The sequence below is a fragment of the Sinomonas cellulolyticus genome, assembly GCF_014656475.1.
GTDB classification, from domain to species: domain Bacteria; phylum Actinomycetota; class Actinomycetes; order Actinomycetales; family Micrococcaceae; genus Sinomonas; species Sinomonas cellulolyticus.
In genome coordinates, this window is record NZ_BNCM01000003.1 from 251,103 (window position 1) to 275,968 (window position 24,866).

At 70.6% G+C, this 24,866-nt stretch carries 22 protein-coding genes; 5 read left to right on the plus strand and 17 right to left on the minus strand.

The window, feature by feature from the left end:
• Window positions 1-10: 10 nt before the first annotated feature.
• Window positions 11-601: an isochorismatase family protein gene (locus IE231_RS05235; RefSeq protein WP_189692875.1), complete on the plus strand. Its 591-nt coding sequence runs from the start codon at window positions 11-13 to the stop codon at window positions 599-601.
• A 62-nt stretch (window positions 602-663) separates the two neighbouring features.
• On the opposite strand, the gene IE231_RS05240 is transcribed toward IE231_RS05235, so the two are convergent.
• The 8 genes from IE231_RS05240 to IE231_RS05275 all read right to left on the minus strand — a co-directional run bounded on the left by IE231_RS05240 (window position 664) and on the right by IE231_RS05275 (window position 10,711).
• A complete protein-coding gene (locus IE231_RS05240) occupies window positions 664-2,529 on the minus strand; it encodes a DEAD/DEAH box helicase (RefSeq protein ID WP_189692876.1) in 1,866 nt (621 codons plus the stop codon).
• The gene (locus IE231_RS05245) at window positions 2,526-3,980 is read right to left on the minus strand and encodes an MFS transporter (RefSeq protein ID WP_189692877.1); all 1,455 of its coding nucleotides are present in this window, start codon (window positions 3,978-3,980) and stop codon (window positions 2,526-2,528) included. The genes IE231_RS05240 and IE231_RS05245 overlap by 4 nt, the downstream gene beginning before the upstream one ends.
• A gap of 8 nt (window positions 3,981-3,988) precedes the next feature.
• Complete coding sequence (locus tag IE231_RS05250) at window positions 3,989-4,297, minus strand: DUF3039 domain-containing protein (RefSeq protein ID WP_229229450.1); 309 nt, start codon at window positions 4,295-4,297, stop codon at window positions 3,989-3,991.
• A gap of 106 nt (window positions 4,298-4,403) precedes the next feature.
• Window positions 4,404-5,186 (minus strand): glucosamine-6-phosphate deaminase, encoded by a 783-nt coding sequence (gene nagB, locus IE231_RS05255; RefSeq protein WP_189692879.1) that lies wholly within the window; start codon window positions 5,184-5,186, stop codon window positions 4,404-4,406.
• Between the two features lie 157 nt (window positions 5,187-5,343).
• Window positions 5,344-6,966: a transporter gene (locus IE231_RS05260; protein ID WP_189692880.1), complete on the minus strand. Its 1,623-nt coding sequence runs from the start codon at window positions 6,964-6,966 to the stop codon at window positions 5,344-5,346.
• Window positions 6,951-7,733 (minus strand): ABC transporter ATP-binding protein, encoded by a 783-nt coding sequence (locus IE231_RS05265; protein ID WP_189692881.1) that lies wholly within the window; start codon window positions 7,731-7,733, stop codon window positions 6,951-6,953. The genes IE231_RS05260 and IE231_RS05265 overlap by 16 nt, the downstream gene beginning before the upstream one ends.
• Window positions 7,734-7,848: 115 nt before the next feature.
• Window positions 7,849-8,832, minus strand: a complete 984-nt coding sequence (locus tag IE231_RS05270; protein WP_189692882.1) for a tetratricopeptide repeat protein — start codon at window positions 8,830-8,832, stop codon at window positions 7,849-7,851.
• A 97-nt stretch (window positions 8,833-8,929) separates the two neighbouring features.
• Window positions 8,930-10,711, minus strand: coding sequence for a DUF8094 domain-containing protein (locus IE231_RS05275; RefSeq protein ID WP_229866505.1), 1,782 nt, complete (start codon window positions 10,709-10,711; stop codon window positions 8,930-8,932).
• A 151-nt stretch (window positions 10,712-10,862) separates the two neighbouring features.
• Between IE231_RS05275 and IE231_RS05280 the strand changes: the two genes are divergently transcribed.
• Window positions 10,863-12,179, plus strand: coding sequence for an AI-2E family transporter (locus IE231_RS05280; protein WP_445977848.1), 1,317 nt, complete (start codon window positions 10,863-10,865; stop codon window positions 12,177-12,179).
• Between the two features lie 68 nt (window positions 12,180-12,247).
• Here IE231_RS05280 and IE231_RS05285 read toward each other — a convergent pair whose 3' ends face one another.
• A complete protein-coding gene (locus IE231_RS05285; protein ID WP_189692884.1) occupies window positions 12,248-13,063 on the minus strand; it encodes an alpha/beta hydrolase in 816 nt (271 codons plus the stop codon).
• A gap of 30 nt (window positions 13,064-13,093) precedes the next feature.
• Window positions 13,094-13,438 carry an Rv1322 family protein gene (locus tag IE231_RS05290; RefSeq protein WP_189692885.1) on the minus strand — a complete coding sequence of 115 codons (345 nt, stop codon included), beginning with the start codon at window positions 13,436-13,438 and terminating at the stop codon, window positions 13,094-13,096.
• Window positions 13,439-13,490: 52 nt separating this feature from the next.
• On the opposite strand from IE231_RS05290, the gene nucS reads away from it, so the two are divergent.
• From nucS to IE231_RS05305, 3 genes are all read left to right on the plus strand, one after another.
• A complete protein-coding gene (gene nucS / locus IE231_RS05295; RefSeq protein ID WP_189692886.1) occupies window positions 13,491-14,186 on the plus strand; it encodes an endonuclease NucS in 696 nt (231 codons plus the stop codon).
• A gap of 50 nt (window positions 14,187-14,236) precedes the next feature.
• Entirely contained in the window at window positions 14,237-15,502 is a 1,266-nt protein-coding gene (locus tag IE231_RS05300; protein ID WP_189692887.1) for an N-acetylglucosamine-6-phosphate deacetylase, read from the plus strand.
• Window positions 15,503-15,803: 301 nt separating this feature from the next.
• Window positions 15,804-16,007 carry a cold-shock protein gene (locus IE231_RS05305; RefSeq protein WP_189692888.1) on the plus strand — a complete coding sequence of 68 codons (204 nt, stop codon included), beginning with the start codon at window positions 15,804-15,806 and terminating at the stop codon, window positions 16,005-16,007.
• A 119-nt stretch (window positions 16,008-16,126) separates the two neighbouring features.
• Here the strand turns inward: IE231_RS05305 and IE231_RS05310 are convergent, their stop codons facing one another.
• The 7 genes from IE231_RS05310 to atpA all read right to left on the minus strand — a co-directional run bounded on the left by IE231_RS05310 (window position 16,127) and on the right by atpA (window position 24,809).
• Window positions 16,127-18,646, minus strand: coding sequence for an MprF family protein (locus tag IE231_RS05310; RefSeq protein ID WP_229866506.1), 2,520 nt, complete (start codon window positions 18,644-18,646; stop codon window positions 16,127-16,129).
• Window positions 18,631-19,950 carry an alpha/beta hydrolase gene (locus tag IE231_RS05315; protein ID WP_189692889.1) on the minus strand — a complete coding sequence of 440 codons (1,320 nt, stop codon included), beginning with the start codon at window positions 19,948-19,950 and terminating at the stop codon, window positions 18,631-18,633. The genes IE231_RS05310 and IE231_RS05315 overlap by 16 nt, the downstream gene beginning before the upstream one ends.
• Window positions 19,951-19,957: 7 nt before the next feature.
• Window positions 19,958-20,389 (minus strand): DUF2550 domain-containing protein, encoded by a 432-nt coding sequence (locus IE231_RS05320; RefSeq protein ID WP_189692890.1) that lies wholly within the window; start codon window positions 20,387-20,389, stop codon window positions 19,958-19,960.
• A gap of 10 nt (window positions 20,390-20,399) precedes the next feature.
• A complete protein-coding gene (locus IE231_RS05325; RefSeq protein WP_189692891.1) occupies window positions 20,400-20,681 on the minus strand; it encodes a F0F1 ATP synthase subunit epsilon in 282 nt (93 codons plus the stop codon).
• A gap of 1 nt (window position 20,682) precedes the next feature.
• Window positions 20,683-22,134, minus strand: coding sequence for a F0F1 ATP synthase subunit beta (gene atpD, locus IE231_RS05330; RefSeq protein WP_189692892.1), 1,452 nt, complete (start codon window positions 22,132-22,134; stop codon window positions 20,683-20,685).
• 68 nt (window positions 22,135-22,202) lie between these two features.
• Window positions 22,203-23,093 carry a F0F1 ATP synthase subunit gamma gene (locus IE231_RS05335; protein ID WP_189692893.1) on the minus strand — a complete coding sequence of 297 codons (891 nt, stop codon included), beginning with the start codon at window positions 23,091-23,093 and terminating at the stop codon, window positions 22,203-22,205.
• 78 nt (window positions 23,094-23,171) lie between these two features.
• The gene (gene atpA / locus IE231_RS05340) at window positions 23,172-24,809 is read right to left on the minus strand and encodes a F0F1 ATP synthase subunit alpha (RefSeq protein ID WP_189692894.1); all 1,638 of its coding nucleotides are present in this window, start codon (window positions 24,807-24,809) and stop codon (window positions 23,172-23,174) included.
• Between the last annotated feature and the right edge of the window lie 57 nt (window positions 24,810-24,866).

A 24,866-nucleotide genomic window follows, 5' to 3' on the forward strand; every position in this document is an offset into this window, starting at 1 on the left:
ACAATGGAGCATGGCAGAATCCCGAGCACTGGTGATCGTCGACGTTCAGAACGACTTCTGCGAGGGGGGCTCGCTCGCGGTGGCGGGCGGGGCCGGCGTCGCCTCTCGGCTCACCGACTTCCTCGAGAGTCACGGCGGGGAGTACGCCGCGGTCGTCACCACCCAGGACTGGCACATCGAGCCGGGCGCCCACTTCTCCGAGTCCCCCGACTTCATCGACTCCTGGCCCCCGCACTGCGTCGCGGGCACGAGGGGCGCCGACTTCCACCCGGATCTCGACGTCGCGAGTGTGGACGCGATGTTCCGGAAGGGGCAGTACGCGGCCGCCTACTCGGGGTTCGAGGGGCATCTGGCCCAGTACGGCGACGCAGAGGGCCCCTCGGACGACTCGCAGAGCCTGGACGGCTGGCTGCGCGCACACCACATCGACTCCGTGGACGTCGCCGGCATCGCCACCGACTACTGCGTGAGGGCCACCGCCCTCGACGCCGCCCGCGCTGGGTACCGAACACGGGTCCTGAGCCGCCTCACGGCTGGCATCGCGGACGACCTCGCGCCCACCTACCGGGACCTCGAGCGGGCCGGCGTCTCGGTCGCCTGATCCTCGTTGCCGCCGCCCATCCGCGGCGCCGACCCGCTGCAGACGCGGGACGGTTCCGCCAGTCAGTGGCGGCCGACGAACCAGTCCGCGAGCTTGGCCAGCCGCGCACGCAGCTGTTCCTCGCTCGCCTGGGCCACGGCGGGGCCGCCGCACAGGTCCCGCAGCTTGTTGTGAACCATCCCGTGGGGCGTGCCGGTGCGCGCGCTCCACGCCGAGACGTTCTTGGCGAGCTCGTGGCGCAGGTCCATGAGCCGGCGGTGGTCGGGAATGCCCGCGGCACCGGAGTCTGCGGAAGACGCGGGCCGGGAGCGGCGCCGAGACACCTGTTCCTGCTGGCGCTGCCTGAGCAGCGTGGCGACCTGGTCGGCGTCGAGCAGGCCCGGGATGCCGAGGAAGTCGAGCTCCTCGTCGGAACCCACCTCGCCGCCGGTGCCGAACTCGCCGCCGTCGAAGAGCACGCGGTCGAAGGCGGCCTGGGACTCGAGCGCCTCATATTTGCCCTTGGTGAGGGTGTCGGACGCCTTCTCCTCGCGGTTCGCCTCGTCCATGAGCGATTCCTCGAGGTCCATCAGCCCGTCCTCGTCCTTGGACGGGCGGTCGAGGGCGTGGTCCCGCTCGGCCTCCATGGAGTTGGCCAGGAGGGTCAGCTGCGGCACCGACGGGAGGAAGACCGAGGCCGTCTCCCCGCGGCGTCGGGCGCGCACGAAGCGCCCCACGGCCTGGGCGAAGAACAGCGGAGTCGACGTCGACGTCGCGTACACGCCTACCGCAAGCCTGGGCACGTCGACGCCCTCGGACACCATGCGCACGGCGACCATCCAGCGCTTGTGGCTGTCGGAGAACTCCTCGATCTTGGCCGATGCCTTGGCGTCATCGGAGAGGATGACGGACGGCGACTCTCCCGTGATCTTCTTCAGCAGGCCCGCGTAGGCACGCGCGTCCTCGTGGTCGGTGGCGATGACGAGCCCTCCGGCGTCCGGCACGGCGCGCCGGACCTCGGTAAGCCGCTTGTCCGCGCCGGCGAGGACGGCGGGGATCCATTCGCCCTGGGGGTTCAGGGCCGTGCGCCAGGCCTGGGCGGTGACGTCCTTGGTCACCGCGGCCTCGCCGAGGGAGGCAGCCATCTCCTCGCCGCCGCTCGTGCGCCAGCGCATCTGGCCCGAGTAGGCCATGAAGATGACCGGGCGGACCACGTGGTCGCGCAGCGCCTGGCCGTAGCCGTACGTGTAGTCGGCCCTCGAGCGGCGGATGCCGTCCTTGTCCTCGGCGTACTCGACGAACGGGATCGGCGAGGTGTCAGAACGGAACGGGGTGCCCGTGAGGGCGAGGCGGCGCACGGCGGGGTCGAAGGCCTCGCGGAGCCCGTCGCCCCACGAGAGGGACTCCCCGCCGTGGTGGATCTCGTCGAGGATCACGAGGGTCCGGGCCGCCTCGGTCTTGGCGCGGTGCAGGAGCGGCTTGCTCGCGACCTGGGCGTAGGTCACCGCCACCCCCATGAAGCCGCGCCCATGTGCCCCGTCGGCGTTCTTGAAGTTCGGGTCGATCGCGATTCCCACGCGGGCCGCGGCGTCGGCCCACTGCCGCTTGAGGTGGTCGGTCGGCGCGACGACGGTGACCCGGTTGATCACGCCGCGCTCGATCAGCATTGAGGCCACGCGCAGGGCGAACGTCGTCTTTCCGGCGCCCGGGGTGGCCACCGCGAGGAAGTCGCGCGGCGCAAGGGCCAGGTACTTCTCGAGCGCCTCCTGCTGCCAGGCGCGGAGCTTGGGTGCGGTGCCCCAGGCGGCGCGGTCGGGAAAAGCAGGGGGGAGGGCGGGAGAGGCACCGGGGAGGGCGGGAGAAGCGCCGGGGAGGGCGGGAGAGGCACCGGGGTGATGACCGCCCCCGGCGTCCGACGACGAGGAGTCACCGAAGAGGGTGTCCGTCACGCGCGCTCCCCCTGCGCCGGCGAGGCCGCCGCAGGCGCGGGCCGCTCCCCGGTCCGGGTGCCGGCGAAGACCGCGAGCAGCGCCGACACCGCGAGGGAAGCCGTCAGGAGGGCGAACACGCCGGGCCCGGGAGTCCGCTCCGGGGTCAGCAGCAGGGAGTACAGGGTTCCAGCTCCGGCGGTTCCAATCACTCCACCGAGCATATCGGCCATCTGGAGGGAGGCCGAATTCCTCCCCCGTGTGGCGTCGTCGCTGTAGTCGAGGACCAGAACCGACGTCGTGGAGAGGGCCATGCCCATGCCCGCACCGGCGAGCGCCCATGCCGTGGCGAGCAGCCACGGTGTTGCAGCGAGGCTCACGACGGCCGCGATGCCCGCCATGCAGGCGACGAGCAGGGCGGACCCCGTGACGAGGAACCCTGGCTTCGTGAGCCAGCCGCGGGCTTGGGCGAACGAGCCGGCGGTCCAGCCGAGCGCGCCGGCGGTGAGGGCGAGCCCCGCGATCGAGGGCTCCAGGCCGTACCGGTCCACGAGCATCAGGGGGATGAACGCCTCGGCACCGAAGAAGGCGAGCGTCAGCAGTCCTCGCACCACGATGACGGCCGGGAGACCGCGTGCCGCCCGCACGACGCCGCGCGGCATGAGCCGGGGTGCGGTCACGGCGGCCGTGACCACCCCGGCGAGCACGACGGCGCCGATCGCCGCGGGCGGGACGGCGCTCCTCGTGTCCGGGTCGCCCCAGGCCTGGGCGGCCCATTGTGCCGCGGCCACGCCTGCGGCGAGTGCCGCGCCGAGGAGGGCCCGCCGTCGCCCGTCGCGGGCCGAGGCGGCGGAGGGCGCAGCCGGATCCTCGGGCCCGGGAACGGGCGCCCCGAGGTGGCGCACCCGCGGCCATGTCAGCGCAACGGCGACGAGCACGATGGGAGCCACGCCGACGAACGGCCAGCGCCAGCTCGCGTGCTGGGCGAGGAGCCCGGACACGTAAGGGCCCACGAGCGACGGGACCACCCAGCCCGCGGAGAACCAGCCGAACATGACGGGCTGGAGGGCCGAGGGCAGGACCTTGCCGATGATGACGTAGACGGGGACGATGAGGAAGCCCGCGCCCGCCCCGGACACGGCGCGTCCGAGCGTGAAGACGCCGAAGTCCCAGGCGCCCCCGCACAAGCACAGCCCGACGACCATGAGGCCGAGGCCCGTCAGGAGCGCGGGACGCGGTCCGGCAGCATCGCACCAGGGGCCGGCGGTCGCCGTCGCGGCGAGGGAACCCGTGAGGTACAGGGAGAAGGCGAGGCCGTAGGTGTGCTCGCCGCCGAGGGCTGCGGCGACGACGGGCATGGCCGTCGTGACCGCCATGGCCTCGAAGGCGAAGCACACGGTGGTGGCAAGCAGCCCGATCACGAGCCCGCGGTACGCGGGCGCCATGAGACGCTCGCCGGACTCCCGGGCCACGCGCCCGGTCAGGGCTTCTTGTCGTCGCCGCCGGGGCGCAGACCCTCGTAGATCTCCTTGCACGTGGGGCAGACGGGGAACTTCTTGGGGTCGCGGCCCGGGGTCCACACCTTGCCGCAGAGGGCGATCACGGGCTCGCCGGTCAGGGCGGACTCCATGATCTTCTCCTTGCGGACGTAGTGCGAGAAGCGTTCGCGGTCGCCCGGCTCAAGCTCCTCGCGGAGTTCCTCGCGCTCGATCGTCGCGGTGGAGCCGCCGCGCGAGGGGTCGCGCGGGTCCGGGTCTGAGCTGAACGGGTCCGGAGGCATCGTGGTCATGGGTTCCATGCTAGACCCCGGCGCACTGGGCGCACCCGGCGTCCTGGACGTCCCGTCCCGGCCCTGTGCTGCTGGCACCGGTGCTGCTGCCAGTCAGTACTGCCAGTCAGTACTGCTGCCAGGCCGGCTTGTTGTCGTGGACGTGGCGGTAGTAGTCGGCGAGGCGGAGCGACGAGGCCGCGGCCTCGTCGACGATGATGGTCGCGCGAGGGTGGAACTGGAGGACCGAGGCCACGCACATCGCGGTGACCGGTCCCTCGACGAGGCCGTGGACCGCCTCGGCCTTCGTCGCGCCGGTGGCGACGAGCACCACGTGGCGCGCCTGCATGATTGTGCCCACACCCTGGGTCAGCACATGGTGGGGCACCTCGTCGATGGAATCGAAGAACCGGGCGTTGTCCTTGCGGGTCTGCTCGAGGAGGGTCTTGATGCGGGTGCGCGACGCGAGGGAGGAGGCGGGCTCGTTGAAGCCGATGTGCCCGTCGGTGCCGATGCCCAGGATCTGGATGTCCACCCCGCCGGCGGCCTCGATCGCGGCCTCGTACGCCGCGCAGGCGGCCTCGAGGTCCTCGGCCCGGCCGTCGGGACTGTGCACCTTCGCTTGATCGATGTTCACCCGGGAGGCGAAGTCCCGCCGGATCACCGAGGCGTAGGACTCGGGATGGTCCTCGGGCAGCCCCACGTACTCGTCGAGGGCAAAGCCTGAGGCCTTGGAGAAGTCGAGGCCCTCCTCGGCGTGCAGGCGGGCGAGCTCGTCGTAGACCGGAAGCGGCGAGGATCCGGTGGCGAGCCCGAGGACCGCGTCCGGCTTGCGGCGCAGCGTAGCGGCAAAGGCTGCGGCGGCGGCCCGCCCGACCTCGCGGGCGTCCTTGAGGATGACAACTTCCATGAGGGTGCTCCCATCGTGTGGCTGCATATCCGCTGGCCCGTCCACGCGGCCCGGCATCGGAGATATCCTACGTCCCATGACCGCCGCAGGGCCAGACCCGACGACGGCGACCGCGCGCCGTCGTGCGTCCACTGGCCCAGATGCCGGGCGCTTGCGGTCACCGCACCCGGGTCAGGCTCGCGTACAGCTCGGGGGCGCGGCGGTCCATCGTCAGCCCGCCCAGCAGGATCCCTGCGATCAGGAGCCCCGTCCCGAGCGCCACCCCCACGCCCAGGGCGCCCCACGCGTAGCCCGGCGAACGCGTCACCAGGGCAAGGACGAGCAGAACGATCTCGGGCGAGGCGAGGATCCCGAGCGCCAAGGTCCCCCCGAACTGCACGAGGAGCGTCTGCGCACTGTTGCCGGCGGGCCGCTTGAAGGGGCTCTCGCCCGGAAGGGGCACCACGACCGTGTAGCGCGCCGAGACGAGGGAGGACAGGCCCACGCCGGAGAGCAGCACGCCGAGCGAGAGGCCCAAAAAGGCCGGCGCGAGGCTCCAGTCCCCCGCGAGCAGGAACGGCAGCAGGGTCAGGACGACGATGGTGGGGAACGCGAACAGCAGCAGTGCCGCGGCCCGTCCGAGCCGGTCGGAGCGCCCCCGGACCCCCGCCGCGACGTGCAGTGAGAACGCGGTCGAATCGTAGGAGACGTCCGCCGAGATGGACCATGCGAGGATGAAGGCCGCGAGGACGCCCGAGAAGGCGAAGGGCCCCTCGAGCAGCGAGCCGTGGCCCCGGCGTCCGGTCACGGTGGAGACGTACATGATCACGGGCAGCAGCGGGACGACGATGAGGCCCGCCGTGTAGCGCGGGTCGCGGATCCAGTACGTGAGGGCACGTGCCGCCACCGCCCCGGCAGGGGTGGGAGGCATCCACCGGAAGGCGCCCAGCCCCCTCCCCTCGGCACGGGATAGGCCTCGACCGCGTCCTCCGGAGCGGCTCCCGGAGCGGCTCCCGGGACTCTCGAGCGCGCGGGAGAGCGTCCTCGACCATCCCCAGGCCGCAAGGCCGAGTCCGGCAGCGGCGATGATGAGCTTGGCGACCGCCACGGGCAGCTGCCCGTCCGCCGCCTCAGCCGGAGCGGAGAAGGGAGCGCCGAGAGGCGTCCACCCGAGGACCGCCGCCGCAGCACTGATCCCGGGGGCACCGCTGTCCCCGATGCCCTGCGCCAGGAGGGAGATGCCGGGCCCGAGGAGCACGAGGGGAACGATGAGCAGGATCCTGCTCACGTCCCGGAACCGGCGGGACGTGGCCAGCTCGGAGGCGGCGCTCGCCACGAGCCTGCTCAGGACCACGCACAGCCCGAGGGCGAGCACGGCGCTCACGACCGCGATGGCGAAGGGAAGGGGACCGCGCGCCCAGGTGACGGTCGTGGCGGCCAGCGCGAGCAGCGTACACACGCCGGGGACGCCGATGAGGCCTGCGACGGCCTGTCCGAGCAGGAGCTGGCGCAGCGGGATGGGGAACAGGGCGAACCTGGCCGGCTCGAGGGTCAGGTCGATCCCAGCGAAGATCACCGGCGTGAGCGTCCACCCCAGAAGCAGCAGAGTGCCGCCGAGAACGAGGACCGTCTCGGCCACGTCGGTCGGCAGGGTGCGGAGCAGGATCAGGCCCACGACCGCGAGGAACAGCATCCAGAGGCCGTACAGGCCGCCCACCACGATGCCGACGAGCTGCCACGGGCTCCGGCGCAGCCCGTTGCGCAGCAGGAGGAGCTTGAGGCGGATCAGGTGTGCAACCACGTCAGCCCCTCCGTGCGGCCGGGACCGCCCACGAGTTCCACGAACCGCTCCTCGAGGGAGGCGCCCGCGCGCACGCCGTCGACCGTGCCCGCGGCGAGGACTCTCCCCTGCGCCACGACGGCGACGTGGTCGCACATCCGCTGCACGAGGTCCATGACATGGCTCGAGACAACCACCGTGCCTCCCGAGCGGACGAAGCCGGACAGGATGGCCCGGATGCTCGCGGCGGAGACCGGGTCCACCGATTCGAAGGGCTCGTCGAGGACCAGGACCTTCGGCGCGTGGACGAGCGAGGCTGCGAGGGCGATCTTCTTCGTCATGCCGGCCGAGTAGTCCACCACGAGGGTGCGCGCGTCCGCGGCGAGGTCGAAGGCCTCGAGGAGGTCCCGGGTGCGCTGGGCGACGGTGGCGCGGTCGAGCCCGCGCAGCAGGCCCGAGTAGGTCAGCAGCTGTTCGCCGCTGAGCCGGTCGAAGAGCCGGACGCCGTCCGGGAGAACCCCGAGCAGCCGCTTCGCGGCGAGGGGATCGGCCCAGACGTCCACGCCGAGCACCGCGGCGCTGCCCGCGTCCGGGCGGAGAAGTCCGGTCGCCATGGAGAGCGTCGTGGTCTTCCCGGCGCCGTTCGGGCCCACGAGACCATAGAAGGAGCCGGTCGGCACCTCGAGGCTGATGCCATTGACGGCCAGCTTGCCGTCGAAGGCCTTGACGAGGCCGCGCAGCGAGAGGGCTGAGGGCCCGGGGGACGGGGTGGGGTGCGGGCGGTCCATGCCTCCACGCTAGCAATCGGTGTCCCCGCCGGGGATCGGCCCCAAGGATGATCACGACGATCCGTCATGGGGATGACGGAGGATCAGGAGGCTCCCGACCCCCTCGAGTGGACGGTCAGAAGAGGGCACGCGCGAGCTGTGCCCGGGCTGCGCTCACTCTCGGGTCGGCCGCGCCGATGACCTCGAACAGCTCCAGCAGTCGCACCCGGGCCGCCTCGCGTTCCTCTCCACTGCTGCGGGAGATGAAGGCCACGAGCCGTGAGAAGCCGTCCTCCACGTGGCCCCCGACGACGTCGAGGTCGGCCACTGCAAGCTGCGCGGCCAGGTCGTCAGGGGCGGCCGCCGCCGCGGACCGGGCCTGCTCGGCCGCTGGCTGGTCGATTCCGGCGACGCGCGCCATGAGCTGGACCTGCGCGAGGCCCGCCTTCGCCTCGCGATCGGCCGGATGATCAGCGAGTGCCCTCCGGTAGGCTTCTTCCGCGGCGGCGAAGTCGCCCCGGTCAATCGCGTCGAAGGCCTCCTGGTGCAGCGGCGGCAGCTCGGGCTCCTGGGCCGGCGCAGGCTCCCCGCCCACGGTCCCGGTCACGCCGTTGGCCTCGGCGACCCGGAGGAGCTCGTCGAAGAGCTGGCGGGACTGCTGCTCCGCGGCAGCGCCCTGGAACAGCGGGATGGGCTGGCCCTTGAGGATGGCCACGGCGGTGGGAACGGCCTGGACGCCGAACGCCTCGGCCAGCTGGGGGAAGGCGTCCACGTCCGCGGCCGCGTACAGCAGGCGTCCGCCGTAGGAGCCGACGACGGCGCCCAGTTCGTCACGCAGGCGCTGCGACTCGGGCGAGTAGGACGCCCACAGCAGCACGACGACGGGGACCGTCGCCGAACGCTGCACGACCGCGCCGAATGTCGCTTCGTCGAGGTCGATCCTGCCGGTCTCCGGCGCGGCGCCGCCGTCCGTCGACCCCGGACCCGGCGAAGCCGCCGCTGGGTGCGGGGCGGTCGAGGCGGGCGGCGTCGCCGTCGCGCGCGCCTTGAGGGCGGAGAGGTCGACGGCGCCGCGGAAGTTCAGCTGCGGCTCGGGCTGGCGGGAACCGGGAACACTCATGCCCCCAGCTTAGCGAAGGGGCCCGATGCAGGTGGGGGCGGGACCGCGCATGCGGCCCCGCCCCCACCTGCGCTGGCACTGAGCGCGAGAGGCCGCGTCAGCTCACGCTGGCGGCGGAGAGGTTCCGGGTCGCGCCGATGACCGTCATCTGGGCCGTTGCCCCGTCCTTGGGGACGTAGATCATGAGCGACTCCCGGAAGGTCAGAGTCATCTTCGTCGTCGCCTCCTTGCCGCCCGCCAGGGCGGCAGCGTCGTCGGCCAGCGTCAGCTTGTCGCCGGACTCCTTTGGCGTGCCTTCCAGCACGAAGTCCAGGGGCGCCATGACGAGCGCACCGCCGTCCGCCGTGCGGAAGGCCGTGGCCTCACCGCCGACGAGCGTGTGCTTGGCGGTGAAGTTGCCGTTGGGGCCCTTCGCGACGATGTCGGCCTGGTAGCCGATCGTGTCGTTGATGTAGGCGTTGTCGGCGATGCGGTCCTTCCAGGAGCTGTCCGCGTGCGTCAGGCGGTCGGAAACTCCGCCGATCGCGTCGGCCGGGCTGTAGCTCAGGCCGTCCTTCGCATCGAGCGGGAGCTGGTCGGCACCGGACTTGGCCGTGCCGGGGAACGTCGCGCCGGGCAGCAGGGGCGCTGCTTCGATGAGCTTGTAGTTGTCGCGCGCGGTGGCCTGGCGCAGGGTGAGCAGCTGCGGGGTCGTGTTCCCCTCGCCCTGGGTCACCGCGATGACGGTGCGGGGCCACGAGCGCTGGGTTGTCACGACACTGGTCAGGAGCTTCGAGGCGCGGACGGGCGCCACGGCGGGTGCGCTCGCGACGGCGGCGCGCACCTTGTAGTTCTGGGTGCGTGCCAGGAGCGCCGAACCATCGACCCGGGGGCTGAGCTTGCCCGCGTCCTTCGCGTCGTCGCCCGCCTGCACGGCGCTGGCCGTCTGGTTCAGGATGCGGGAGAGCTGGTCCTCGAGGAGCACGCGTTCCTTGGGCGCCTCGGTCGGGCTGCCCGACGCGCTGGCGCTCGGGGAGCCCGTGCCTGAGGGCGACGGCGCCGTGGTCGCCTGGGCAGGCGCGGCACCGAGGCCGGCGGCGGCCAGCAGCACCGCCAGGGCGGTGGCTGCCGCGCCGGGGACGGTGCGGCGAGCGGTGCGCTGACGGCCCTGCCCGGCGTCGTGCACGGCCCTCACGGCCGTTCCCTGGCCGCTCCCCGGTGCGCGGCGCGGAACCTCGGGAATGGCGCTCGTGGCGTCAGCCGGCTGGGTATGGCCGGGGACACCGGGACCACCTGGGCGGCTGCCCCGGCGACGGTCCAGGATCGCCAGCACGATCCCTCCGGCGAGCAGGAGGGCGCCGATCACGATGAGCGGCACGGCCCACGGCGTCGTGGCATTGCTGGGCCACGTGATGGTCACGTCCTGCGGGGCGGGAGCCTTGCCGTCGGTGGCGAGGAGGAGCTGCCAGTCCCCGTTGTCGGGCACGTCCCAGTGGTACTCGAGGGTGCCAGAGGCATTCTGGGTCGTGGCGAACACATCGGCGCCGGCCGGATTGGGCGAGCTGGGGTCGCCGTCGGCGTGGGCAGCGGAGAGCACCTTGCCGTCGGAGGAGGCCCCGTCGATGGTCGTGTGGGCCGTCTTGCCGACCCAGGCCGCGACGTCGTCCGGGCGACCGGCCGAGAGGGAGAAGTTGCCCTCGCCTCGGATCGTCAGGGTCGCCTCTCCCCCACGGAGGTCACGCAGCTTGGTATCGATGACCGTCAGCGGAGCAGCGGGCGTGTCGGCGGGGAGCGAAGCAGTCACCTGCTCGTCTGGCGCCCACCACGTCAGCTGGCCGACTCCGGCCACAAGGGCTACAAGGCCGAGCAGCAGGAGCGCAGCTGCGGTCTTCAATCGCACAGGAATTACCTCACGTCGGGGAAAGGGGACCCTTCCATGGTAACCAAATCGTGATCATGGGCCGCATCCGGCCGGCTGATAGCGTGTGCGCAGACCGCCCGACAGGCGCTGGATGAGAGCGCATCGACCTCAAGAGACAAGGCTTCCGCCCGTGGCAGAGAACACCGGACCCATCGACCCGGAGTCCGGCGCAGACGAAGTCGCCCGCCCCGTAGACCAGCCGGTGATCGGCGCGGACCAGCCCCGGGCACGCCACGGGGTCGGACAGGTGCTCCGCCGGGTCGTGCAGCGCCTGCGCACTCCCCTGCCGGGCGCGCAGCCGCGCGTGCGCTTCGAGATGCCCCCGCTGCAGGAGGAGGAAAGCATCGCTGAGGTGGAGCTCGACGGCGGGATCGGCCCCTCAGGCGAGTTCGGCGAACCGGGACCGCGGGTCTCCGCGCGCAATCCTGTGTATCTGGGCTTCATGGGGACGGTCGGCGTCGGCATCGCCCTCGCGCTGTACTACGTCGCCTCCCACACGACCCAGCTGCTCCTGTGGATCCTGGCCGCGCTGTTCATCGCGCTGGGCCTCGAACCCGTGGTGCGCTGGCTCGAGTCCCACCGCGTGCCGCGGGCACTCGGCATCGCCGTCACGATCCTGGCACTCCTGGGGGTGCTGGGCGCGTTCTTCGGCACCCTCATCCCCACCATGGTGGAGCAGATCACCCAGCTCGTGAACAACGTGCCCGTCTGGATCCAGGACTTCCTCCAGTCCGACTTCTACCGGAGCATCGACGAGCAGTTCGGCATCAAGACCCGCGTCACCGAGGAACTCCAGAAGTTCGGCCAGGACTCCACGGCGATCAGCAACATCTTCGGCGGTGTCCTCGGCGTCGGGACGACCATCGCCAACTCGATCTTCGGCGTGCTGATCGTCGTCGTGCTCAGCCTCTACTTCCTCGCCGCAATGCCCGCGATGAAGGTGTGGGCCTACCGGCTCGCGCCGCGCTCGCGCCGCCGGCGCGTCGAGGCCCTCAGCGAGGAGATCACCCGCTCCGTGGGCAACTACGTGATCGGGCAGGTCTGCGTGGCCGTGCTCAACGCCACGTTCGCCTTCATCGTGATGAGCATCCTGAACGTCCCCTTCGCGGCCCTGCTGGCCTTCGTGGTCGGCTTCCTCGCGTTCATCCCCCTTGTGGGCGGGGTGGTGGCCGGGACCATCATCTCGCTCGTCGCACTCTCCGCCGGGTGGCAGACGGGGATCGTCATGGCGATCGCGTACTTCGCCTACCTGCAGTTCGAGGCCTACTTCGTCTCGCCCCGCATCATGCAGCGCGCCGTGGCCGTCCCGGGGCCGGTGGCCGTCATCTCCGTGATCGCCGGCGGCAGCCTGCTCGGGGTGCTCGGAGCGCTCATCGCCATCCCCACGGCGGCCTCCGCGCTGCTGCTGATCAAAGAAGTGTTCATCGCCCGCCAGGACAAGCACTAGCACCAGCCCCCCCGGCGGGGGCGTCCGCGTCCACGCGGTGGCGAGACCGCCCTCGCCGGGCCGCGGGTTCAGGCCGCGAGCGCCGTGGGGCCCTCCCACTCGGTCGGAAGCTCAGCCGCGCCGGCAGTCCCGCCAGCGGCGCCGGCACCGCCGATGACCTCGGCCACGATCTCGCTCAGCACCCGATGGACGTACTTCTCGCCCACCCACAGGTGCTTCGCCCCTTCCACGCCGACCACACGCGCCTGCGGCACGCGGGCGAACCGCTCGCTGGCCTCGGCCGGGCGGAGGTAGTCGTCGAACTCCGGCACCAGCGCCGTGAGCGGCCGCCCGGAGGCAGCCCACGCGTCGAGGTCAGCGTCGTCGGCACGATGCAGCGGCGGGGAGAGCAGCACGGCGCCCTCGGTCTCGGCCGCGACCGGCGGCCGGGCCCCGTACTTGAGCGCGAGCTCGGTCCCGAAGGACCAGCCCACGAGCCAGCGGTGGGGCAGGGCGCGATCGGCGGCCCACTGGACCGCTGCCTCGACGTCGGCCCGCTCGCCGCCGCCGTCCTCGAACCGGCCCTCGCTCGTCCCGCGGGGGCTCGAGGTGCCCCTCGTGTTGAACCGCAGCACCGCGAGCCCGGCGAGCGCAGGAAGGCGGAACGATGCCTTCCTGAACACGTGGGAATCCATGAAGCCGCCGTGCGTGGGGAGAGGATGGAGGGTCACGAGGGTCGCCGCTGGCTCACGGTCCACCGGCAGGGCGATCTCGCCCACGAGCGTCAGCCCGTCCGAGGTGCGCAGCTCGATGTTCTCCCGGCGCGCCGGGAGGACCGTGTTGGCGCGGATCGGCGCGGGGCCGTCGGACTCGGTGAACACGTAGGACGCGGGATCGAAGCTCATGCGCCCACAGTAGCGACAACCCCCGTGGGCTCAGCGGTAGCGGTACGTGCGGGTACGCCAGCAGTGCGTGTGCCAGTGGCGGCGCTCGGCGATCCCGGCGGCCTCGCCGAACAGGTGGTCGTCGGCCCACACCACGAGGTGCGCGGTCCCGGGAGGGATGACCCGGGAACAGCCGGGGCACGTGTAGTCCTTGGCCGCGTTCCTCGTGGTCACCTGCCGGACGCGCCACTCGCCGTCGGGCGCGGACTCGAGCCGGGCGAAGCCCGCGAGCACGCGTTCGGGGCTGAAGTCGTCGAGCTCCTCGCGCGCCTGTGCCGCGTCCCGCTGCGACCGGGGGACGGCAGGGCGCCGTCGGGGGCGGTTCGAGCGGGGCATGCTCCCATTCTGCCCTCCGGTCCGGGTCGGGGCGATTCGGTAGAGTTCTCGGGTGCGACTCGTCATTGCCCGCTGCTCCGTGGACTACGTGGGGCGGCTCAAGGCCCATCTCCCCCTCGCCACGCGGCTCCTCGTCGTCAAGGCGGACGGCTCCGTCCTGGTCCACTCGGACGGCGGGTCGTACAAGCCGCTGAACTGGATGAGCCCGCCGGCGACGATGCGGGTTGCTGCCGCCGTGGAGGCCGAGCTCGAGGAGGGCGTCGCCGAGCAGTGGACGGTGCAGTCGGCCAAGACCGACGACCGGCTCATTGTGAACGTGCATCAGATCCTTCACGATTCGTCCCACGAGCTCGGCGTGGATCCCGGGCTGGTCAAGGACGGCGTCGAGTCGGACCTGCAGCGCCTGCTCGCGGAGCAGATCGAGACCCTCGGCACCGGCTACTCCCTCATCCGCCGGGAGTACTACACGGCGATCGGGCCCGTGGACATCCTCGCGCGGGACGCATCGGGGACCACGGTGGCGGTCGAGCTCAAGCGGCGGGGCGACATCGACGGCGTCGAGCAGCTCACCCGCTACCTCGAACTGCTCAACCGCGACCCGCTCCTCGCACCGGTGCGCGGCATCTTCGCAGCGCAGCAGATCAAGCCCCAGGCGCGCGTCCTCGCGGCAGACCGCGGGATCGACTGCGTGACGCTGGACTACGACGCGATGCGCGGGGTCGACGACGTCGAGTCACGCCTCTTCTGACGCCCACCGCCTCCGGACGCACGACGGCGGCCCTCGCCTAAGGTAGTCACATGACCTCCCCCGACACCCCCACACCGGACTCCCCGGCCACGGCGTCCCGCCTCATCCTCCGGGGGCGGATCGTGAGCGACGGCGTCGAGACCCCGGACGGCCTCATCGCCGTCGAGGATGACCGCATCGAGTACGCCGGGCCGGCGAGCGGCTTCGACGCGGCGGCCTTCGGCGGGACCGAGGTGCCCACGCCCGAGGGCGCCCTGCTGCTTCCCGGGCTCGTGGACCTGCACTGCCACGGCGCGGGCGGCGTCGACTTCCCCACCGCCGAGGAGGCCGGCGCCCGGCAGGCGCTCGAGTTCCTCCACGCCCAGGGCACCACGATGCTGCTCGCGAGCCTCGTCACGGCCTCCAGGGAGGAACTGCTGCGCGCCGCCGAGCTGTTCGCCCGGCTGGACGCCGAGGACCTCATCGCCGGGATTCATGCGGAGGGGCCGTTCCTTTCGCACGCACGCTGCGGGGCCCAGGATCCGGACTTCCTCCTCGAGCCCGACGTGGACTTCGCCATGGAGCTCATCGAGACGGCGGGCGGTGCGCTCGCAACCATGACCTACGCGCCCGAGCTGCCCGGCGCCTCAAGCCTCGTGGACCTCCTCACGGTCCACGGGGTCACGCCGTCGCTCGGCCACACCGACTGCGACGACGCCACTGCACAGGCCTCGCTCGAGCAGGCCCGCGACGGCCTGAGCGCCGCCGGGTTCGACGGCGCGGAGGGCCTGCCGACGGTGACCCACCTGTTCAACGCCATGCCGCCGATGCACCACCGCTCCCCCGGGCCCGTCGCGGCGTGCCTGCGCACGGCGGCGGACGGCGGTGCGGTCGTCGAGCTCGTGGCCGACGGCGTGCATCTGGCCCCCGCCATCGTCCAGACCGTCTTCAGGCTCGTCGGAGGGGCGAATATCGCCCTCGTCACGGACTCGATGGCCGCCGCCGGGCTGGGCGACGGGAGCTACACCCTGGGGCCCTCGCGGGTGACGGTCGCGGGCGGCGTGGCCACCCTCGATTCGACCGGCTCGATCGCCGGCGGCACTGCCACGCTCCTTGAAGTCGTGGCCAGGACAGCGGCGGCGGGCGTGCCCCTGCCGGACGCGGTCTTCTCCGCGACCGCCGTGCCGGCCGGGGTGCTCGGGCGCGCGGACGAGTTCGGCAGTCTCCGCAGGGGGCTGCGGGCCGACGTGGTGGCGACCGACCCGGATCTGGGACTCGTCGCGGTCGTGCGCGGGGGCCGCGTGCTCGGCGCGGCAGGGTCACCCAGCCAAGGCTGAGCAGGCCGGGATCAAGAGGCCGGGATGAGGCACGTGGCTACCGCGTCAGAGTGCGGTTCTCCTGTCGTTCGCCCGGAATTTCTCCACCGTTGGCAACAAATCCGCGGGCGGCCGTTGACCGTGCATGCGGGGCGTGATTGGCTAGTGCCAGTCTTGATGTAGGTAGCAGTGTTTTTCATGCAATGCATGCTCGCAAGACCGTTGCGAGCGTGGAGTTCCGGCATTAGTGGGCTCCCGCGGAGTAACTCGGCCGTCACACAAGTGCCGGCGTCACGATGAAATCCACAGGAGAATGCAGGACATGGCACAGGGGACCGTCAAGTGGTTCAACGCTGAGAAGGGCTTCGGCTTCATCACTCCGGACAACGCCGAGTCGGACGTCTTCGTCCACTACTCGGAGATCAAGTCCAGCGGCTTCCGCACGCTGGAGGAGAACCAGCGGGTGGAGTTCGAGATCGGCCAGGGCGCAAAGGGCCCGCAGGCCACGGGCGTCACTGCCCTCTGAGCGTCTGACCGGCCTAGCGCCGGAGGGGCCCCGGTTTACCGGGGCCCCTTCCCTTTTCTCCGCACTTTTCGCCGCCGATTCAATTGCTTGAAAACTAAAGAGTTATTCGCGATGCGGGATTAGGCGACCATCTGCCGGAGGATTCTCATGCGGTGCCGCATCGTGAGCCCAGGGAGATAGGCCTGTGCGAGAGCCCGACCGATGGCGGGCAATTGCAGCGGGTCCTGATAGTACATGTAGAGGGCATGGTATTCCGGCTGGAATCGCGACTTGAACTTGGCCAGGGAGCGGAATCCGTAGACCGGTTCGAGTGCGTGTCCCACGGCATTGAGGAGCCGTGAGAGGAGTTCGTCGCCGGCATCGAGTTCGGCCCGCTCCCCTGTCGGATCGGCCGCGAGCGGCGAGCCCGAGAGCGAGATCCATTCGACGCTCCGGCGCAGTTCCTCGACGGCCGAGGCGATGAGGAACTCCATGACGCCGGGGAAGGACTCAGGCGCCCGGCGCATGAAGTCCAGGGTCCAGCCCACCACGGTGGAGTCCTCGAAGACCGGCAGCCAGCTCGTGACCCCCTGGATCCTGCCGTCGCCGTCCACGGCCAGGCCCAAGAGGACCTCGGGGTCGTTCAGCTCGTCCAGTCCTCCGAGGGTGAACCCCATTTCGGGGAGCGCCTTCTGGGCGGACCATTCCTCCGACAGTGCGCTCAACTGCTGGCGCCGGGAGGGCGAGAGCAGGTGGTACCGCGTCCACACGGCCTCGACGCCGAGCTTACGTGCCTTGTTGACGGCGGTCCGGACGTTCTGCCACTCCTTGCCCACGAACTCGAGCTCCCGGACCTTCAGCCGTGTCTCCTGTGCAACCTCCACCCGGTGGAAGCCGCGGGCCTGGAGCACCGGCCACAGGTCCGAGCTGAGCGAGTAGAAACAGGGGACGAGCGCGTTGCGCGCACAGTGGCCGATGAATTCGCCGACGGCGGCCGGGGCGCGGCCCGATGCACCGATCGGACCCGCCACCGAGAGGGCCACGCGGCCGTGCACCTGGAAGGCGAGCCCGGCGGTCGCATGGCTGTCGAACCAGAACCGGTTGGGCGGCCAGAGGGTCATCCACGAGAGGGATCCCCCGCCGCGCCGGACGAGCCGGCGGGCAAGCTCGAGGCTGTTGTTCCGCGCGCCGAGAGACTGCCTCCCCCGGAGCACCACCACGGCAGTGAGAACGAGGGCTACGAGCCACGCGATGAGGCCGCTGTGGGTGAAGAGCCAGAGCTCGGCGGCACTGCGGTTCCTGAAGGCGGCCTCGTAGCTGCTCGGGATGGGAGAGGGCAGGTACTGGCGCACGAGCTCGACGGCCAGGCCCCACACGGAGTCGCGGCGCGACAGCCCGCCCCCCTGCCACCACAGGACGGTGTAGGCCGTCAGGAGCCCCCCGCCCACGGCCCCCGCAGCGATGCCGAGGCGCCGCCGCATCCGGGTGGCGGTCTCCACCGGGAAGAGCTCGCGGTTCAGCCACAGCACGACGACGAGCGCCACCGCGGTGAGGGCGATCGGAAGGATGTGCACGAAACCGGATGCCATGACGGAGAAGCGCGGACGGCGGGGTGACATGGGGATACGCAGGAACAGCGCGAGATAGCCGACGGCAAGCGCTCCGACCGCCACCTGCAGCATGATCGCCAGGCGGAGGGCCACTTTCCGGCCGCGCCTCATGCCCTCCGCGCAGATCAGCAGGATCGCCATCGGCACGAGCGAGGTCACGTACCCCTCGGCCGAGAGTGCGGTCGGCTGGGCGGCCTGAAGGCAGGCGGAGTCCACGCTTCCCCCGCAGTCCTGCTGGAGCTGCGCGAGCACCGGCATGGGATTCAGGACCATCTCGCGCACGAGGGCCAAGGGGCCGGACGGGCTCCGGGTGAGTGCCGCAAGGACCGGCCCGACAGCGGCAAGCGCCACGAGGAACACCAGGATGTTGCGCCGCTCGCGCACGGAGGGCACCAGAACGTGGGCTTCGGGGCGGCGCCCGGCAGCCCACCATGAGGCGACGATGCCCAGCAGCGCTCCGATGAGGCCGAGGACCGTCTCCGAGTGCCCCACGTAGAGGGTGAGCATCAGCGCGATCCCGACCACCGCAGTCCGCAGCCGGCGGCGCCACAGGATGCCCAGGGAACGGCTCGCCGCCATCGCCGTGAACAGGGCCGCCGGGTATGGGCCCAGCACCGGGTCGTCCACCATCGACCCGAGCCACCCGTCCCCGCCGAACCGGGCCAGCTGCGTGAGGGCGAAGAACACCGTCACGGAGGCGAAGTCCCCGACCAGGAAGAGTGCTGCGGCCCTGAGAGACCCGTAGGCCGTCTCGGCGACCGGGACCAGCACGCCCACCACGACCGTCGCCGCGATGTAGGCGAGCGGATTGGTGACGAAGAAGATCGACGTGAGGGCTGCCCACCAATGCCCCGAGCGGAGGGAGTCGATGCTGCCTCCGACCACCTCCAGCACGTCCGGATGCGGCCCGGCGAGGATGCTGCCCGTCACGCTCCCGGCGATCCACATGGCGGCGATGACGGAGAGCGTGAACGGTATCCGCCGGGCTCCCCGCAGGGCGGCGCGTGCCATCTGGCCCCACGAACGCACGCCGATCACGGAAGCTGCCACCGCTCCGCCAACGCGTCCAGTCCCGTGGGCATGGAGCGAGAGATCATGTCCCACGAATGCCCCTCACCCGGGACGAACTGCTCCTGCACCTCCACGCCTCCCGCGTGGGCCTGCGCAGCGACCACGTCTGCCTGTGCCATGAAGTCAGTGTCCCGGTCGCCCGCTGCGAGGAACAGGAACTGGCCGGTATGGTCTCCCACTCGGAAGAAGTGCTCGGGAATGTTCGCCTCGAAGGCGGCCTCGTCGCCGCCGAACGCGACCTCGATGGTCTTGCGGCGCTCCTTGGCGAGTGAGGGCTCCTTCTCGGGGGCGAAGCCGAGAGCGGAGCTGAAGAGCTCGGGGTGCTTGGCGAGGAGCTGCACGGCGCACGTGCCGCCGAAGGAGAACCCGCCTGCCGCCCACTTCCGGGCGTCGGCCGCCACGGTGAGGTGCTGCTTGATCCACGGCACGGCGTCGTCGATCAGGTACGTCTCGGCCTTGCCCAGCCGCGTGTCCATGCACAGGGTGTTGCTGCTGGGGGTCCCGATCGGATCGACGACGACGGCGACCGGCGCCACGCCGTCGTGCTTCGCAGCGAACCGGTCCATTGTCACCCGGAGCTGGCCACCGGAGAGCCAGTCGGAAGGATTCCCCGGCTGGCCTGCCATGAGGAGCAGGACCGGGAGCTCGGGCCTCGTGGAGGCGAAGTACGCGGGGGGCAGGTACACGTAGGCATCACGGGCGGCGAATCCTGAGTTCGTGTTGGGCAGGTGCACCTTGCGCAGCTCGCCATTGGCGGGCAGGCCCGCGGGATGCTCCCAAGCCATCAGGGGAACCGACCCGGCCGCGCTCCGGTCGAGCTCGGGGCCGAACTGCTGGATCCTGCTGACCGATACCCCGGCGAGGTCCGCAACCGTGAGGTAGAGGCCGAAGTAGGCGTTGATCTGCTGCGCAGCCACGAGCACCAAGGCCAGCGACGAGAGGACCGCCGCCACGCGCCGGCCCCACGCTCTCCGCGAGAGGCCGAGCCGGACGAGCCCGACCGCCCCGAGCACCACACCGGCCACGCCGACGCCGGACCACGAGAGCACCTCGCCCGGCAGATCCTCCGGGAACACGTTCAGGATGTCGACGAGGAGCCAGTGGCCGGCCAGAGTCAGCGCCGCCGTGAGCACCAGGGAGCCCACGAAGAGCAGCGCTCCCCTCAGCCGCGGCCTCCGGGACAGCACGGTCCACACGAGGAACGCCGCGCCGAGGACGCCGAGGACCAGACACGCCACCGCGAGGGGGCCGTCGACGACCCTCAGGCCGTAGAGCCAGTCCATGGCCCGCTCAGCGCCAGGTTCCGACGCCGATGACGGGACCGGCCTCGAGCCAGGACGCGAGCCCCGCGTACGCGCTGAAGTCCATCGCGAGCCGCACGCTCTCGCCGAGGTAGCCCAGCTCGACGATCACGACGTCGGCCTGCACCCGCGTGCGCTCCGCCTCCGTGGGGGCACGGCGCCCGAGGAGCTCAAGCGAGCTCCGCGTGAATCGATAGCGGGCCACGGGGCTGAGGGAGAGCAGGTTGAACCACTCGAGTTCGGAGTCCTGATAACGACAAACCCCCATCCGCCACGGCCCGGAGGCCATGGAGATGGAGGCGTCGACAGTGCCGAGGGTGCGCCGCAGGACAAAGCGACGCACCCCCAAGGCGCAGAGCATGGCTGCGAGGAGCAGGAAGACCGCTGCCAGGACGATGAACGGAAGAGCGGAATCGTCCATGGAGGTCTTGCTAACGGGTCCCCGCGGCCGATTCGCCGATCTGGGCGTTGTCGGCGACGATCACGACCCGGTCCGAGTCGACGGAGAAGAACCCGCCGTCGACCGTCGCCGTGATCCTCGAACCGGAGACCGGCTCGATCACAATGTCACCCGCGTACATGATCGCGAGAACCGGGGTGTGCCCGGGAAGGATCCCGATCTCGCCGTCCGCTGTGCGGGCCTGGACCATCTTCGCCGGGCCGGACCACACGAAGTGGTCCGCCGCGACGATCTCGACCTCGAGCTCAGCCATGCTACTTGGTCTGCTCCTGGATCTTCGCCCACGCGCGCTCGACGTCGTCGAGGCCGCCGACGTTGAAGAACGCCTGCTCGGCCACGTGGTCGAGCTCGCCGTCGCAGATGGCCTTGAAGCCCTCGATCGTGTCCTTGATCGACACCGTCGAGCCCTCGACGCCGGTGAACTGCTTGGCGGTGTAGGTGTTCTGCGAGAGGAACTGCTGGATGCGGCGGGCTCGGGCCACGACGATCTTGTCCTCTTCGGAGAGCTCGTCGACACCGAGGATCGCGATGATGTCCTGCAGCTCCTTGTTCTTCTGGAGGATCTGCTTGACGCGCACGGCGGTGTCGTAGTGGTCCTGGCCGATGTACTGCGGATCGAGGATGCGCGAGGTCGACGTCAGCGGGTCGACGGCCGGGTACAGACCACGCGAGGCGATCTCACGGGAGAGCTCGGTCGTCGCGTCGAGGTGTGCGAACGTCGTTGCCGGTGCCGGGTCCGTGTAGTCGTCGGCGGGGACGTAGATGGCCTGCATCGAGGTGATCGAGTGGCCGCGGGTCGAGGTGATGCGCTCCTGGAGGAGGCCCATCTCGTCGGCGAGGTTCGGCTGGTAGCCGACGGCCGAGGGCATGCGGCCCAGAAGCGTCGAGACCTCGGAGCCGGCCTGGGTGAACCGGAAGATGTTGTCGATGAAGAGCAGCACGTCCTGGTTCTGGACATCGCGGAAGTACTCCGCCATGGTCAGGGCCGTGAGCGCCACGCGCAGGCGCGTGCCCGGCGGCTCGTCCATCTGGCCGAACACGAGGGCGGTGTCCTTGAGGACGCCTGCCTCGTCCATCTCGACCCAGAGGTCGTTGCCCTCGCGGGTGCGCTCGCCGACGCCGGCGAACACGGACGTACCGCCGAAGTTGCGGGCAACACGGGTGATCATCTCCTGGATGAGCACCGTCTTGCCGACGCCCGCGCCCCCGAACAGGCCGATCTTGCCGCCCTTGATGTACGGGGTGAGGAGGTCGATGACCTTGATGCCGGTCTCGAGCATCTCGGTGGAGCCCTCGAGCTGGGCGAAGGACGGGGCCTTGCGGTGGATCGGCCAGTAGTCGGACGCCTGGATCTCCGACTCGGCGACGTCCAGGGGCTTGCCGAGGACGTTGAAGATGTGGCCCTTGACGCCGTCGCCGACGGGGACGGAGATCGGCGCGCCGGAGTCGACGACCTTGGTGCCGCGGACGAGGCCGTCGGTGGCCTGCAGCGAAATGGCACGCACCAGGTTGTCACCGAGGTGCTGGGCGGTCTCGAACGTGATCTCGCGGGTGTGGTCGCCGAGCGTGATCGTCGTGGTCAGCGCGTTGTAGATCTCCGGAATGGCGTCGGCAGGGAACTCGACGTCGACAACCGGCCCGATCACGCGGGCAATGCGGCCCGTCGCGCCAGCGGTGGCAACCGCTTCAGAGGCAGTGGCAGTCATCTCTCTCACTTCTTCAGTAGATGGCGTGGAATCAGTCTATTCGGTGGGGGCTCGTGCGAACCGTGCGCTCAGGCGTTGAGGGCGTCGGCGCCGGCGATGATCTCCGTCAGCTCCTGCGTGATCTCCGCCTGGCGGGCGGTGTTTCGCAGTCGCGTGTACTTCTTGATCAGCTCGGTCGCGTTGTCGCCTGCGTTCTTCATCGCACGCTGCCGCGAGGCCAGCTCGCTCGCGGCCGCCTGCAGCATGGCTGCGAAGACGCGCGATTCGATGTAGCGCGGCAGGAGCGCATCGAGCACCTGCTCGGGCTCCGGCTCGTACTCGTAGAGCGGCAGGATCTCGTTCGGATCCGTGACCTTCTCCTCGACGACCTCGAGGGGAAGAAGGCGGATCACGGTGGGCTCCTGCACCACCATCGACTTGAACTGGGTGTAGACGACGTGGATCTCGTCGACCCCGCCGTCCTCGTAGCGCTCGGCGAAGGCATCGAGGAGGACCTTGCTGATCTCCCTCGCCGTCGCGAACTCGGGGTTGTCGGTTCCGCCGGTCCACACCCGCACGTAGGCGCGGTTGCGGAAGTCGAAGTAGGCCTGGCCCTTGCGGCCGACGAGGTAGGTGGCCACCTCCTTGCCCTCCGCGCGGAGGAGCTCGACGAGGGCCTCTGCCTGCTTCATGATGCTGGCCGAGTAGGCGCCGGCCTGGCCTCGGTCTGCCGTGAGGACCAGCACTGCCGCGCGGCGCACCTGAGTGGGCTCTGTGGTCAGCGGGTGGTCGATCTCGGACGAAGAGGAGACAGCAGAAACGGCGCGGGTAATGGCATTCGCGTACGGCAGGGACGCGGCCACGCGGGCCCGGGCCTTGCCGATGCGGGAGGTGGCAATCAGTTCCATCGCCTTGAACATCTTGCGCATCGACGACGTCGAGGCAATCTTCTGGCGGTAGACCCGGATCTGGGCTCCCATTCTTGTCCTTTCCTCACCCTCGTTCCTGCTGGCAGGCCGCGGCCGGTGCCGCGGCCTGCCAGCAGGAACCGCAGGGAATCAGCGCTTCTGCTTGACGATCTTTTCCTGGTTGACGTCACCCTCGGGGAGCGCGTCGTGCTCCTCGTGGCCCGCGCCCACCAGCTGGTTGTCGCCTTCGCCGAAGAAGCCCTTCTTGAAGTCCGCCACGGCGGTCTTGAGAGCCTCGACCGTGTCGTCCTCGAGCTTGTTGGTCTGGGCAAGCGTCGTCAGGATCGACGTCCTGCGCTTGACGTAGTCGAGGAAGTCGGCCTCGAAGCGGCGCACATCCTCGACGGGAACGTCATCCAGGTAGCCGCGGGTGCCGGCCCAGATCGAGACGACCTGCTCCTCGACCGGGAACGGCGAGTACTGGCCCTGCTTGAGCAGCTCCATGAGGCGGGCGCCACGGGTGAGCTGCTGGCGCGAGGCGGCGTCGAGGTCCGACGCGAACATCGCGAAGGCCTGCATGTCGCGGTACTGCGCGAGATCGAGCTTGAGCGTGCCGGAGACCGCCTTCATCGACTTCACCTGGGCGGCGCCGCCGACGCGGGAGACCGAGATGCCGACGTCGACCGCGGGACGCTGGTTGGCGTTGAACAGGTCCGACTGCAGGAAGATCTGGCCGTCGGTGATCGAGATGACGTTGGTCGGGATGTAGGCCGAAACGTCGTTCGCCTTCGTCTCGATGATCGGCAGGCCGGTCATCGACCCCGCACCGAGCTCGTCCGAGAGCTTGGCGCAGCGCTCGAGGAGACGGGAGTGGAGGTAGAAGACGTCGCCCGGGTACGCCTCTCGGCCCGGCGGGCGGCGGAGGAGGAGGGAGACGGCGCGGTAGGCCTCGGCCTGCTTCGAGAGGTCGTCGAAGATGATCAGGACGTGCTTGCCGCCGTACATCCAGTGCTGGCCGATGGCCGAGCCCGCGTACGGCGCGAGGTACTTGAAGCCGGCCGGGTCGGACGCCGGGGAGGCCACGATCGTCGTGTACTCGAGGGCGCCGTGGTCCTCGAGGGTCTGGCGGACAGCCGCGATGGTGGACGCCTTCTGCCCGATGGCGACGTAGATGCAGCGGACCTGCTTGGTCACATCGCCCGAGGCCCAGTTGGCCTTCTGGTTGATGATCGTGTCCACCGCGATCGCGGTCTTGCCCGTCTGGCGGTCGCCGATGATCAGCTGGCGCTGGCCGCGGCCGATCGGGATCATCGCGTCGATGGCCTTCAGGCCCGTCTGCATCGGCTCGTGGACCGACTTGCGCTGGGTCACGCCGGGAGCCTGGAGCTCGAGTGCCCGGGTACCCTCGGCGTTGATCGGCCCGAGGTCGTCGATGGGGGCGCCGAGCGGGTCGACCACACGGCCGAGGAACGCGTCACCCACGGGGACGGAGAGGATCTGGCCGGTGCGGTGCACCTCCATCCCCTCCTCGATGCCTCCGTAGTCGCCGAGGATGATGACGCCGATCTCGCGGACGTCCAGGTTCTGGGCAAGGCCCAAGGTGCCGTCCTCGAAGCGGAGGAGCTCGTTCGCCATGACCGAGGGGAGGCCCTCGACACGGGCAATGCCGTCGCCGGCGGTGGTCACACGGCCGACCTCGACGCGCTCAGCGGCGCCCGGCTCGTAGGAAGCCGCGAAGTCGTTCAGCGCGCTGCGGACGTCGTCGGCATTGATGGTCAATTCGGCCATCTTGCAGTCCTGCTCTCTTGATTCTCGTGGTCATCGAAGAGGCGTGCTGCCTGCGAT

Coding starts and splice junctions, on each gene's coding strand:
- IE231_RS05235 (WP_189692875.1), top strand. CDS start 11: ATGGCAGAATCCCGAGCACTGGTGATCGTCGACGTTCAGAACGACTTC.
- IE231_RS05250 (WP_229229450.1), bottom strand. CDS start 4,297: ATGACCACGATGCCTCCGGACCCGTTCAGCTCAGACCCGGACCCGCGC.
- nagB (WP_189692879.1), bottom strand. CDS start 5,186: ATGGAAGTTGTCATCCTCAAGGACGCCCGCGAGGTCGGGCGGGCCGCC.
- IE231_RS05265 (WP_189692881.1), bottom strand. CDS start 7,733: ATGGACCGCCCGCACCCCACCCCGTCCCCCGGGCCCTCAGCCCTCTCG.
- IE231_RS05270 (WP_189692882.1), bottom strand. CDS start 8,832: ATGAGTGTTCCCGGTTCCCGCCAGCCCGAGCCGCAGCTGAACTTCCGC.
- IE231_RS05285 (WP_189692884.1), bottom strand. CDS start 13,063: ATGAGCTTCGATCCCGCGTCCTACGTGTTCACCGAGTCCGACGGCCCC.
- IE231_RS05290 (WP_189692885.1), bottom strand. CDS start 13,438: ATGCCCCGCTCGAACCGCCCCCGACGGCGCCCTGCCGTCCCCCGGTCG.
- IE231_RS05300 (WP_189692887.1), top strand. CDS start 14,237: ATGACCTCCCCCGACACCCCCACACCGGACTCCCCGGCCACGGCGTCC.
- IE231_RS05305 (WP_189692888.1), top strand. CDS start 15,804: ATGGCACAGGGGACCGTCAAGTGGTTCAACGCTGAGAAGGGCTTCGGC.
- IE231_RS05315 (WP_189692889.1), bottom strand. CDS start 19,950: ATGGACTGGCTCTACGGCCTGAGGGTCGTCGACGGCCCCCTCGCGGTG.
- IE231_RS05320 (WP_189692890.1), bottom strand. CDS start 20,389: ATGGACGATTCCGCTCTTCCGTTCATCGTCCTGGCAGCGGTCTTCCTG.
- IE231_RS05325 (WP_189692891.1), bottom strand. CDS start 20,681: ATGGCTGAGCTCGAGGTCGAGATCGTCGCGGCGGACCACTTCGTGTGG.
- atpD (WP_189692892.1), bottom strand. CDS start 22,134: ATGACTGCCACTGCCTCTGAAGCGGTTGCCACCGCTGGCGCGACGGGC.
- IE231_RS05335 (WP_189692893.1), bottom strand. CDS start 23,093: ATGGGAGCCCAGATCCGGGTCTACCGCCAGAAGATTGCCTCGACGTCG.
- atpA (WP_189692894.1), bottom strand. CDS start 24,809: ATGGCCGAATTGACCATCAATGCCGACGACGTCCGCAGCGCGCTGAAC.